This is a genomic window from Syntrophaceae bacterium (assembly GCA_013177795.1).
Lineage (GTDB): Bacteria > Desulfobacterota > Syntrophia > Syntrophales > UBA2192 > UBA2192.
This window is the reverse complement of record JABLXY010000002.1, coordinates 977,342-990,076: the sequence shown is the minus strand read 5'-3', so window position 1 is coordinate 990,076 and position 12,735 is coordinate 977,342. Positions and strand designations below refer to the sequence as shown.

7 protein-coding genes are annotated in these 12,735 nt (G+C 66.8%); 2 read left to right on the top strand and 5 right to left on the bottom strand.

Features of this window, described 5'->3' with window-relative positions; translation table 11 throughout:
* Positions 1 to 27: 27 nt before the first annotated feature.
* From hslV to miaB, 5 genes are all read right to left on the bottom strand, one after another.
* Positions 28 to 618, bottom strand: coding sequence for an ATP-dependent protease subunit HslV (gene hslV / locus HPY67_09595; GenBank protein ID NPV04972.1), 591 nt, complete (start codon positions 616 to 618; stop codon positions 28 to 30).
* 135 nt (positions 619 to 753) lie between these two features.
* Entirely contained in the window at positions 754 to 1,680 is a 927-nt protein-coding gene (gene xerC / locus HPY67_09590) for a tyrosine recombinase XerC (GenBank protein ID NPV04971.1), read from the bottom strand.
* A gap of 315 nt (positions 1,681 to 1,995) precedes the next feature.
* Entirely contained in the window at positions 1,996 to 2,220 is a 225-nt protein-coding gene (locus HPY67_09585) for a DUF3553 domain-containing protein (GenBank protein NPV04970.1), read from the bottom strand.
* 30 nt (positions 2,221 to 2,250) lie between these two features.
* Positions 2,251 to 2,751 carry a bifunctional nuclease family protein gene (locus HPY67_09580; GenBank protein NPV04969.1) on the bottom strand — a complete coding sequence of 167 codons (501 nt, stop codon included), beginning with the start codon at positions 2,749 to 2,751 and terminating at the stop codon, positions 2,251 to 2,253.
* Complete coding sequence (gene miaB / locus HPY67_09575) at positions 2,736 to 4,094, bottom strand: tRNA (N6-isopentenyl adenosine(37)-C2)-methylthiotransferase MiaB (GenBank protein NPV04968.1); 1,359 nt, start codon at positions 4,092 to 4,094, stop codon at positions 2,736 to 2,738. Before miaB ends, HPY67_09580 begins: the two co-directional genes overlap by 16 nt.
* Positions 4,095 to 4,346: 252 nt before the next feature.
* Between miaB and HPY67_09570 the strand changes: the two genes are divergently transcribed.
* Both HPY67_09570 and HPY67_09565 read left to right on the top strand, forming a co-directional pair.
* Positions 4,347 to 6,479 (top strand): hypothetical protein, encoded by a 2,133-nt coding sequence (locus tag HPY67_09570; protein NPV04967.1) that lies wholly within the window; start codon positions 4,347 to 4,349, stop codon positions 6,477 to 6,479.
* A 205-nt stretch (positions 6,480 to 6,684) separates the two neighbouring features.
* Positions 6,685 to 12,498, top strand: a complete 5,814-nt coding sequence (locus HPY67_09565) for an alpha-2-macroglobulin (protein NPV04966.1) — start codon at positions 6,685 to 6,687, stop codon at positions 12,496 to 12,498.
* Positions 12,499 to 12,735: the final 237 nt, after the last annotated feature.

The window sequence follows — 12,735 nt, the reverse complement described above, 5'->3', positions numbered from 1 at the left end:
CCCTATCACCCTCTGTTTGCAGGGCTCCTACCGTTTCCCCTTCGCCTTGCGCTCCGGCTCCGGCTCCTCCTCGGCGCTCAGGTCGATCTCCTCCAGTGTCACGCGGTCGTTGGTGTAGATGCAGAGTTCCGAGGCGATCCGCATGGACTCCCGGGCGATCTCCGCGGCATCGAGATCGGAGTGCCTCACCAGGGCGCGGGCCGCCGCCTGCGCGTAGGGACCGCCCGAGCCGATGGCGGCCACGTTGTCGTCGGACTCGATCACGTCGCCGTTTCCCGAGATGACGAGGAAATCGTTCCGGCTCACGGCGATCATGAGGGCCTCCAGGTGCCGCAGCACCCGGTCCGTGCGCCAGTCCTTCGTCAGCTCCACGGCCGCCCTCAACAGGTTGCCGTTGTACTGCTCGAGCTTCTGGTCGAAGCGGTCGAAGAGCGTGAAGGCGTCGGCCGTGGCGCCCGCAAACCCGACGATGACCCGGTTGTGGAACAGCCTGCGGACCTTGCGCGCCCCGTGCTTGATGATCGTCTGGTCGAAGGTGACCTGGCCGTCGCCTGCGACGACGACCTTGTCCTTGTGCCGGATGGCGAGGATGGTGGTGCCGTGCAGCTTCTTGTTCATGCCATATTCATCCACAGAGAAATGAATCGGTTCTTGGCAGAAGGCTCAAGGCGAAGGGCTTCTGGCAAAGAAAAATCTGCCTTCTTCCGCTGCTGTAAGCCTTCAGCCATTAGCCTTACGCCCTTAACCCGCGCATCACCCCTTTGCTTTGGGGTGAGCGCGATCGTAGATCTCCATGAGCTTCGCCACGCTCACGGACGTGTACTTCTGCGTCGTCGACAGGCTCTCGTGGCCCAGCATCTCCTGGATCGCTCTCAGATCGGCCCCTGCGTCCAGCAGGTGCGTCGCAAAGCTGTGCCGCAGCGTGTGGGGACTCACCTTCTTGCTGATCCCGCTCTGCGTGACGCAGCGGTCGATGACCCGCGCAACGCTGCGGGGGGTGATCCTCGTGCCGCTGCGGCTCAGGAACAGCGGGGGGTCCGCCTCCGCCGCTCTCGCCGTTCGAGCCCTTTCGCCCCGCTTCGCCAGGTACCGCTCCAAAGACCGCAGGGCCTGGCCGCCCACCGGCACGATCCGCTCCTTCCTTCCCTTTCCCCGGACCTTGATGAGACCCTGCTGCATGTCCAGGTCACCCAGGTTGAGCCCCGTAAGCTCGCTGACGCGGATGCCCGAGGAGTAGAACAGCTCCAGCATGGCCCGGTCCCTGGCCCCGTCCACGTCGTCCGGAAACGGCAGGTCGAGAAGCGAAAACATCTCCTCCACCGGAAGGAAGGCGGGAAGATGCTTATCGGCTCTCGGGGCCTGGACCATCTCGGCCGGGTTCACCCGGACTCTGCCCTCCCGGATGAGGTAACTGAAGAAGGTGCGCAGCGCCGCGATCTTCCGCACGACCGTCACCTTCCGGACCTTCCGGCGGACCAGCGAACCCAGAAACGAACGAACGGCCATGTGGTCGATGGCCGCCAGTTGCTCCGGCCCGCTTCCTCCCGGGGGGAGCAGCCCGTTTTGTTCCAGGAACGCCCGGAACTGCCTGAGGTCGGCCAGGTAGCTGCGACGGGTGTGAGGGCTCAGGTTCCTCTCCGCCGTCAGGTGCGCCTCGAATGCCTCGATGGCCTTCTCCATGACCGTATCCCTCTTGTGGATGGCCACACCCTTCTCACACAAGGAAGCTGTGAAGCTGGGAAGTTGAGAAGCTCGGAAGGGTCGAGGCGCGCACGCAACTCCTCAGGCTCTCCAAGCTTCCCAACTTCACAACTTCAGAACTTCAGAACTTCCAGACCCAAATTCAGTTGCCCTTTCCGGCGTATACCCCGGAAAAGCCTGAAGGAGCCCTTATATCAGGCCCCAATAAAAATAGCCACGAAAACGCATAAGAAAGTGCATAAAAACGGGTTTATGACTACTTTATGCGCTTCAGTGGCAAACAGGCCGTTTCGATCATGTGCAGCGGCGGATTCCCGCGTAGTAGCAGCACCAGGCGTGGGCGAAATTATTGTCGAAGACGCGGACGCGGCCGTCCCGGAAGACGATCTTCACGAAGGAGTTCCCGCCGAGTACGGTGGAGTTCTGCTCCTCCACCACCATGCCCGTGCCCCAGTGCGGGTAACGCAGGTGAACGACCCTGTCCCCCATTTTCAGATAGATGCGTCGTGTCTCTTCCACGCGGGGCCTCTTCGGGCGGTGACGGTGCCGTCACATTTTATACTTCCCGAAGTCCTCCTCGGGAAGATTCTCCAGAAACTCCTTGAGTTCTTCCGTCTTCTTCTTGTCCAGCTCGTCGACCTTCTTGGCGAAGTCGATGTTTCGGGATTTCTCGATCACTTTCTCGTCGATGAAGATGGGGCAGTTGACCCGCAAGGCCAGGGCGATGGCGTCGCTCGGCCGCGAGTCGACGATGAGCGTATCGCCGTTTCGCCTCAGGTGGATGCAGGCGAAGAAGGTGTTGTTCCTCAGATCGACGATCTCGATTTTCTGGACTTTCGCCTCGAGGATCTTTAGCAGGTCCCGCATGAGATCGTGCGTCATCGGGCGCGAGAAGCTGATCTTCTCGAGCTCGGTGGCGATGGCGCTGGCCTCGAAGAGCCCGATCCAGATGGGCACCGCCCGCTTGCCCTCGAGGTCCTTCAGGATCACGATGGGCGTGTTGGTCAGCGGGTCGATGGTCAGACCGGACACCTTCATCTCGATGAACATCGGAGGAACCCTCCCTCAACTCCCGGCATCTCGCCGCGGAGGGAATGCAGAAACGCCTTCACGATCCGGACCCGGACGGTCTTCCCGATGAGGTCCCTGCCTCCCGCGAAGTTCACGATCTTGTTGGACCGTGTGCGGCCCGTCACGTCCCGGGCCGTGTTGCGGCTCGTGCCGTCCACGAGGACCTCCACCGTCGTGCCGACGAGGCTGTCGTGCTTCTCCTGCGTGTGACGGTCCTGGAGGGCCTGGAGTTCGATGAGCCGCCTGCGCTTTTCCCCGGGGCTCACCTTGCCGTCGAGCCCCGCGGCGGCCGTTCCCGGCCTCTCGGAATACTGGAACGAGTATAAGGTATCAAACCTGACTTTTTCCATCAGGTCAAGCGTTTTCTGGTAGTCCTGCTCCGTCTCTCCGGGGAATCCGACGATGATGTCGGAGCTGATGGCGATCTCGGGCGCGGCCTCCCGCAGCTTGCGGACCCGGTCGAGGTAATCGGCGCTCGTGTAGCGGCGGTTCATCCTCGCGAGCACCGCGTCCGAGCCGGACTGGACCGGCAGGTGGATGCTCTCGCAGAGGGCCTTCACGTCTCTGAAGCAGGCGATGATGTCGTCGGAGAGATCCTTGGGGTGCGAGGTGGTGAAGCGGATCCGCTCGATGCCGGGGATTTCGCCGATCGCGCGGAGAAGCCCCGCGAAGGTGTGCCCCCCGCCGAAGGACTTGCCGTAGGAGTTCACGTTCTGGCCCAGCAGGGTCACCTCCTTCACCCCGTGGGCGGCCAGCGCCCTCACCTCGGCCAGGATGTCCTCGAATTTCCGGCTCTGCTCGCGGCCCCGCAGGTAGGGCACGACGCAGAAGGCACAGTAGTTGTCGCAGCCCTGCATGATCGTGACGTAGGCGCTCACGGAGCCGTTCGCGGGGAGGGTCGGGATGCCGATGGAGGGCACCGTGTCGCGGAAGGCGGTCTGAACGACGGGGCGGCCCGTCCGCCGGGCAAGCCCGATGCACTCGGGCATGCGGTCGAGGTTGTGGGTCCCGATGACGAGGTCCACGAAGGGGGCCTTCTCGAGCAGCCGCTCGCCCTGCTGCTGGGCCACGCAGCCGCAGACGCCGATCTGCAGTCCCGGTTTTGCCTTCTTGAGGTGGCGGTAGCGGCCGAGCTGGCTGTAGACCTTCTGCTCCGCCTTGTCGCGGATGCTGCAGGTGTTGACGATGATGAGGTCCGCGTCCCTCGCGCTCTCCGTCCTTGCGTACCCCGAATTCTTGAGGAGTTCCTCCAGCTGCTCCGAGTCGTGGACGTTCATCTGGCAGCCGAAGGTCCGAACGAACAGTTTTTTCGTCGCCAAGATTCCTTTTCCGATTCCAAACAGTTACCCTGCCCCTTCTTATTACAGGCCCCCGGGGGGAGTCAACCGGATTCTGTTCCTGCACCCTTCGGGCCGCCCCGTCCGTCTCACCCTTTTTTCGTAGGCTTTTCTAATACCCGGATTAGAAAAAAATCATACTTTACTTTCCCTTGCGGGCCTTTTACCTTGTGCGCAGGACACCCGGAAACCGCGTGCCGCCGTGCACGGCCAAAGGCCTGACGCCGGGGAGGCGACATGAAAAGCAAAGCCCTCTTCCATCCGTTTCTCATCGTCCCGTTGCTCATCCTCTTCCTCGCCGTCCTGCCCCGCCAGGAGGCTCTCGTTGCATCCGACGGCGGCGCCCTGTTCGTCACCTCCTGGGGCTCGGACGTCACGGGCAGCGGCGAGTTCAAGAAGCCCCTGGGCATCGCCACGGCTTCCTCCGGCCTCGTCTACGTCGCCGATTCCCGGAACAACCGGATCCAGGTCTTCAACGCCTCGGAAGCATTCGTCACCGCCTGGGGGTCCTTCGGGAGCGGAAACGGACAGTTCAACCTGCCCTCCGACGTGGCCCTGGATTCCCTCGGCAACGTCTACGTGGCCGACGCGGGCAATCACCGCATCCAGAAGTTCACCGCCGCCGGCGCCTACCTCTCCCAGTGGGGAACCCGGGGGGTTCTGAACGGGCAGTTCGACACCCCCTCGGCCGTTGCGGTGGATCCGTCGAACAACGTCTACGTGGCCGACACGGGCAACGACCGAATCCAGCGCTTCACCTCCTCGGGCACTTTCGTCGGAGCCTGGGGAACCACCGGCACGGGAAACGGCCAGTTCTCGGGCCCCCTGGGGATTGCGGCGGACTCCTCTGGGAATGTGCTCGTCGCCGACACGGGCAACAACCGCATCCAGAGATTTTCCCCGACGGGCACGTTCGTCGTCGCCTGGGGCTCCTTGGGAACGGGCGACGGCCAGTTCGACGCACCGACGGCCGTGGATGTCGACACGGCCGGCAACGTCTACGTGACGGATTCCCGCAACCACCGGGTCCAGAAGTTTCTCGTCGTGGGCGCCGTGGTCAACTACCGGTCCCAGTGGGGAACCTTCGGGCCAGGCGATGCCCAGTTCAACAGCCCGCAGGGGCTGGCGGTCAGCACGGCGGGAACGGCCGTTTTTGTGGCGGACACGGTCAACGACCGCATCCAGCGGTTCGACGACGCGGGCACATGGAATCTCACCTGGGGCTCCTCGCTGACCGGCAACGGCCGGCTCTCGAGCCCCGCCGACGTGCACGTCAACTCCCTGGGGAATGTCTTCGTGGCGGAGGCGGGCAATCACCGAATCCAGCAGTTCACCTCGGCAGGGACGTTCACGGCCGTCTGGGGCGGCCTGGGAACGGCCAACGGGCAGTTCAACACGCCTTCGTCCGTGACCGGGGATGCTGCCGGCAATCTCTACGTGGCCGACACGGGCAACCACCGAATCCAGAAATTCTCCGCGTCGAACATCTTCATCACCGCGTGGGGCTCCCGGGGCTCGGCAAACGGCCAATTCGAGCGGCCGCTGGGCGTCGCCACGGACTCCAGCGGCAACGTCTACGTGGCCGACACGGGCAACCACCGAATCCAGAAATTCTCCCCCTCGGGCGTTTACCTCACCAAGTGGGGGTCCTTCGGCGCCGGAAACGGGCAATTCGATGCCCCCTCCGCCGTGGCGGTGGACAACCTGGGCAATGTCTACGTGGCCGACACGGGCAATCACCGCATCCAGAAGTTCACCTCCCTGGGGGTCTTCGCGGGCACCGTGGGGTCCTTCGGGACGGCCGACGGCCAGTTCGACGGCCCGGCCGGCGTTGCCGTCGACGCGAGGGGAAACCTCTACGTGGCCGACACGGGCAACCACCGCATCCAGAAGTTCTCGCCGGGCGGCCTCTTTCTCACCAAGTGGGGTTCCTTCGGCACCGGCCGCGGTGAATTCGACGGGCCGGAAGGCATCGCCCTGAGCCCCGACGGCAACCTCTACGTTGCAGACACGCAAAACCAGCGCATCCAGGTCTTCACGCCCGTGAGCACCCCGGGGGACGACACCGGGGTGTTCGTGAGCTGCTTCATCGCCACGGCGGCCTACGGATCGGCCCTCGACCCGCACGTGCAGACCCTGCGCGACTTCAGGGACCGGGTGCTGGCGCCGACCGCGATCGGAAGGGCCTTCATCGATCTCTACTGCGCCTGGTCGCCGCCCGCGGCCGCGTTCATCGCGAAGCATGAAGGTCTGCGAACGGCGGTGCGCTGGGCCCTCACGCCGATCGTCTACACGATCGAGTACCCGTTGCTGCTCGTGTTGCTCGGCGTGCCGGTTGTCGCGATCGCGATCAGGCACCGCAAACGGTGAGATGACGGGAAAGAGGACGGACTTCGAAAGCCTCCCCCTTTGGTAAAGGGGAAGCAAGGGGGTTATTGTGGTTCTGCGCCTGCAGCGCTCGCCCCTGCCCTCCCGACCCCTGTCACGGCAGCGCTGCGGCCGAAGAAAGCCTTTGCCCTCATTCCGTCATTTCTGCTAAACAATCCCCCAGCAATCCCACCCCGAGAGGTCGGCCATGCGCCCAAGCGTCCCGCTGCGCGGTCTCGCGTCCTTTTCCCTGTTGACCTGGATTCTCCTCGCAACGCTTTCGGCCCCGGCCGCCCTCGGCGCGGCCGAGGGGGCGCGCATCGAGATGTTCGCGCCCCAGGGCACGGTCAAGGAAATCCGCCAGGTGACTGCGCGCTTCTCGGAGCCCATGGTTTCCTTCGGCGACCCGCAGCTGGCAGACCCCTTCGACGTCCGGTGCGCCGAGAAGGGCAGCGGGCGCTGGATCGACGCCCGGACCTGGTCCTACGACTTCGAGAGGAACCTCCCCGGCGGCATCGCCTGCCGATTCACCCTGAAGCCCGGCTTGAAGACGCTGGCCGGAACGCCCGTCCCGGAAACGGCGGCCTTCTCCTTCTCCACGGGCGGGCCCTCCGTCATCCAGTCGCGCCCCTACGAGGGGGACACGGCCATCGACGAGAGGCAGGTTTTCGTGCTCACCCTGGACGCGCAGCCCGTGCCGGAGACGATCGTGAAAAACGCCTGGTTCTCGGTTGCCGGGGTGAGCGAGCGGGTGGGCGTCACGCTCGTCACGGGCAGGGAGCGAGAGCAGCTCCTCAAGGCCCTGCGGGTGCCGAAGGACGAGGGCACGCTGGTGGCCCTCCGCGCAAGACAGGCCTTTCCCCCATCGGCGAAGGTCCGGCTCGTGTGGGGCAAGGGCATCGCCGCCCTCAGCGGGGTGGAGACGGAGGAGGACCAGGTCCTCGAGTTCCAGGCCCGGCCCCCTTTCCGGGCCGAGTTCTCCTGCCCCCGCGAGAAGAAGGGCGGCGGCTGCATCCCCGTGCTGCCCATGCGCATGACGTTCTCGGCACCGGCGCCCTGGAGCCTCGCCAAGGAGATCGTTCTCAGGGACACCGGCGGGAAGAGCTGGAAACCGAAGTCGGGGGACGACCAGAGCCGCACGCACACGCAGTTCATCATCTTTCCCGGGCCCTTCCCGGAAAAGACGGCGTTCTCCGTCGAGATGCCGACGGGCATGAAGGACGACGCGGGGCGCCCCCTGGCCAACGCCGGCCGTTTCCCGCTCACGGTGAAGACGGAGGGGTACCCGCCGCTGGCGAAGTTCGCCGCGCGCTTCGGCATCCTCGAGGCGGCAACCCCCTTGCTGCCCGTGACGGTCCGCAACATCGAGGCGGAGCTGAAAAACCGGCTTCTCACCGTGGAGGGCGACGCCGAGGAGATCGAGCCCGAAACGCCCGACCCCGCAGCCCGTGCGGGGCGTCGCGCGGAGACGGCCCTCGACGGCCAGCCGGCCCTCACCCAGCAGGTCAGGGCCAGGGTCCGGACGGTGAGCCTCACCGAGGAGCAGCGCGTCATCCACTGGCTGCGCAGCGTCGCCTCGGTCACCCGCGAGAAGTCCCTGTTCGAGGGCCGGACGGCGGGCAAGGAATTCAATCTGCCCGTCCCGGGCGGCGGGAAGGCCTTCGAGGTGGTCGGCATCCCGCTCGAAAAACCCGGCTTCCACGTCGTGGAGATCGAGAGCCGCATCCTGGGCCGGCACCTGCTTGCCAGGCCCGCCCCCCTGTACGTCCCGGCGGCGGCCCTCGTGACGAACCTGGCGGCCCACTTCAAGTGGGGCCGCGAGTCATCGCTCATCTGGGTCACGGCCCTCGACACGGGCGCCCCCGTGGCGGGCGCCGCCCTCTCCGTGCGCGACTGCAGCGGGAAGCGTCTCTGGCAGGGAAAGACGGACGAGCGGGGCCTGGCCCTCATCCGGGGCACCCTCCCCTCCCGTGAAAAGCAGGCCCGCTGCAACTGGCCCGTCAACTACAGCGAGCACACGGGCATGCTGGGCGGCATGACGACGGGTCTCTTCGTCTTCGCCCGCACGGACAGGGACGCCACGTTCACCCACTCGAGCTGGGAGGACGGGATCGAGCCCTGGCGGTTCCAGCTGCCCACGGGCGACTGGCGCGGTCCCGACGACGTGATCGGCCACACGATCCTGGACCGCACCCTGCTGCGGGCCGGCGAGACGGTCCACATGAAGCACATCCTGCGGGTGCCCACGACGGCGGGGCTCACCCTGCCCGAGGACCGTTTCCGCTTCGACGAGGTGGAGATCCGCCACGGCGGAAGCGGGCAGGAGTACCGCCTGCCCCTGTCCTGGGAACGCAACGGCAGCGCCGCGACGGACTGGAAGATCCCCGAGGGGGCGCGCCTGGGATCCTACGAGGTGAGCCTCGCCCGAAAGGGGGACAGGAATGCGCCGAAGCTCGTCACGGGCTCCTTCCACGTGGAGGAGTTCCGCGTCCCCCTGATGAAGGCCGTCGTGCAGGGCCCCGCCGCGCCCATCGTGCAGCCGAGGGAGGTCGGCCTCGATCTCTCCGTGTCCTTCTTCTCCGGAGGCGGCGCGGGGAGGCTCCCGGTGAAGCTCCGAGGCGAGATCCGGCCGAGGGCGCTGGTCTTCCCGGGATACGACGAATACACCTTTTCGGGGGAGCGCCTGAAGGAGGGCACCCGGACGCTGTCGGCCGACGACGGGCTGGGTCCCGACGACGAGGACGCCCCCGCCCGCGACCGGCCGCGGCGCCTGCCCACGCAGGAGCTGAGGCTCGACGAGACCGGCTCCGCCCGGGCGAAGTTCGTCAAGCTGCCGAGGATCGACGCGCCGAAGTCCCTCCACGCCGAGCTCGAGTACCGCGACCCCAACGGCGAGGTCCAGACGGCGGCCGCGGACATCCCGCTTGCCCCCTCGGGGCTCGCCGTGGGCCTGAAGCCTGAATCCTGGGCGGCCTCGGCCGATCTGCTCCGCTACCGCGTGGTCGTGCTCGACCTGGCGGGCAACCCCGTGCCCGACGCGGAGGTGGCCGTGGATCTCTACCAGCGCAAGACCTACTCGCACCGGAGGCGGATCGCCGGCGGGTTCTACGCCTACGAGAACGTCTCCGAGGTCCGGCGCATCGCCGTGCCCTGCAAGGCCGAATCCGGCGACGCCGGGAAAGCGCTCTGCGAGGCCGGGCCGCACTGCAAGGGCAGGACGGACGCCTCGGGGCTGCTGCTCTGCGAGGCGCCCTCGCCCGTCTCGGGCAATGTCATCCTGCAGGCCGAGGCGAAGGACGCCGACGGCAACCCCGCCGTTGCGACCTTCAGCCTCTGGGCGGCGGGACAGGAGGACTGGTGGTTCGAGGCGCGCAACGACGACCGCATCGACGTGATCCCCGAAAAGAAGCGCTACGAGCCCGGCGAGAAGGCCCGCCTGCAGGTCCGGATGCCCTTCCGCGAGGCGACGGCCCTGGTCACCGTGGAGCGCGAGGGGATCGTGGACGCTTACGTGCAGAGGCTCTCGGGCACGAACCCCGTCGTGGAGATCCCCGTGAAGAGAAACCACGCGCCCAACGCCTTCGTCTCGGTCCTCGCCGTCCGGGGGCGCACGGCCGAGGCCGCGCCGACGGCGACCTTCGACCCCGGCAAGCCCGCCTGGAAGCTCGGCATCGCCGAGATCCGCGTGGGCTGGAAGGAACACGAGCTGGCCGTGGAGGTCAAGCCCGACAAGCCGGTCTACCGGGTGCGCCAGGAGGCGGACGTGCTCTTCCGGGTCCGCGCGGCCTCCGGGGGGAAGCTGCCGGAGGGGACGGAGCTGGCCGTGGCCGCCGTGGACCGGGGCCTACTCGCCCTGCGGCCCAACGGCACCTGGAAGCTCCTGGAGGCAATGATGGGCCAGCGTCCCTACGAGATCTTCACCTCGACGGCGCAGATGATGGTGATCGGCAAGCGGCACTTCGGCCTCAAGGCCCTGCCCCAGGGGGGAGGCGGCGGCAAGCAGATCACCCGCGAGCTCTTCGACACGCTGCTCGCCTGGAAGGCCTCCGTGCCGCTCGACGAGAAGGGCGAGGCGCGCCTGAGGATCCCCCTGAAGGACAGCCTCACGGAGTACCGGATCGTCGCCGTCGCGACGGGAGGGCCGGACCTCTTCGGCACGGGGCAGGCCGACATCCGCACGACGCAGGACCTGCAGCTGCTGGCGGGCATCCCGCCGCTGGCCCGCGAGGGCGACTTCCTGAAGGCCGGCGTCACGGTCCGCAACGCGACCGAGAGGCCCATGAACGCCGAGGCGCGGCTCGCCGTCACGGCCGGCCGGGAGAAAACCGACTACGAAACGCTTCGCGTGGGCCTCTCGCCGGGCGAGGCGAAGGAGATCGGCTGGGACATCCGGGTGCCCGCCGGCGTCGACAGGCTCGACTACGAGATCTCCGCCGTCGAGCGCGACGGCAAGACCGAGGACCGCATCCGGGTCTCTCAGCGAATCGTCCCCGCCGTCCCCGTGCGCACCCGGCAGGCTACACTCGTGCAGGTGCGCGGCAAGGCCGACATCCCCGTGGAGCGGCCGGCCAGCGCCCTCGCCGGCAGGGGCGGCATCGCGGTGCGGCTCCAGCCGAAGATCGCGGACGGCCTCGCGGGCGTGCGCGAGTACATGTCGCTCTACCCCTACGGCTGCCTCGAGCAGAAGATCTCGAAGGCCGTGGCCCTGCGGGACAAAGCCCTCTGGCAGGAGCGGATGCGCGAGCTTCCGGCCTACCTCGACGACGAGGGGCTGCTGAAGTATTTCCCGCTGATGCGGGCCGGGAGCGACGTGCTGACGGCCTACGTGATGGCCGTTGCCCAAGAGGCGGGCTACGAGATCCCCCCCGTGCTTCGGGACCGGATGACCGAGGGGCTCACGGGCTTCGTGGAGGGGCGCATCCGGCGCACGAGCGACCTCGCCACGGCGGACCTCGCCATCCGCAAGGTAGCCGCCCTCGAGGCCCTGTCGCGCTACGGGAAGGCCAAAGCCGCCCTGCTCGCCCCCGTGGCCATCGAGACCAATCTCTGGCCCACCTCGGCCGTGATCGACTGGATCGGCTTGCTCAAGCGCACGGCCAACATCCCCGATCGGGCCAAGAAGCTCGCCGCGGCACAGCAGGTCCTGCGCTCCCGGCTCAACCTGCAGGGCACGGTGATGGGCTTCTCCACCGAGCGGTCCGACGGCCTGTGGTGGCTGATGGTCTCGCCCGACGTCAACGCCGTGCGCGCGCTGCTGGCCGTGACCGACCTCGAGGCCTGGAAGGACGACGCCCCGCGCATCGCCAGGGGGGCCCTGGGCCGCATGCGGCAGGGGCACTGGGACACGACAACGGCGAATGCCTGGGGGACGCTCGCCTTCGAGAAGTTCTCGGCGGCCTTCGAAAAGTCCGACGTGTCGGGTAAAACGACGGCCGCGCTGGGGCCGAAATCCTCGTCGGTGAGCTGGGGCGCCTGGGAGTCGCCGAAGGGGGGGACGGTCCGGTTCGACTGGCCCGACGGGAAGGGAACCCTCTCCCTGAGCCACGAGGGGGACGGCGCCCCCTGGGCGACGGTGCAGGCCCTGGCGGCCGTGCCTCTCCGGAAGCCCTTCTCGAGCGGCTACCGGATCAAGAAAACGGTCACGCCCGTGGAAAAGAAGGTGAAGAGCTTCTGGAGCCGCGGCGACGTGGTGCGGGTCACGCTCGAGGTGGAGGCCCAGTCGGACATGACCTGGGTCGTTTTGAGCGACCCCATCCCGGCGGGCTCGGCCGTCATCGCCGTCGGCCTCGAGCCCGGCCAGGAGAAAAGCGCGGGCCGCGCACAGGAGGCCTACGTCGAGCGCGCCTTCGAGGCCTGCCGGTTCTACTACCGCTTTGTCCCGAAGGGGACCTGGCGGACGGGCTACACGCTGCGCCTCAACAACGAGGGCACCTTCCAGATGCCGCCCACGCGGGCCGAGGCGCTCTACGCGCCAGAGATGTTCGGCGAGATTCCGAACCCTGTGCTGTCGGTGAACCCGTGAGGCGACGCGGTTCCACCCGGATCTGCGGTCTCGGGCACAAGGTATCGAAAAAAGGTCATCGCGAGCCGAGCCTCGCGAGCAAACGACCCCGAACTCACCAGGGGTTATCGATGGGGGAAAAACAGGTCTTGTAAAATCCTCCCCAACCCTCCTTCAAAGGAGGGGGTTCGAGCGCTTTCCCCTTATCCAGGGGGACGTCATCGAATTCCCCTCGAGGAAAGAGGGATCGGACGGAGT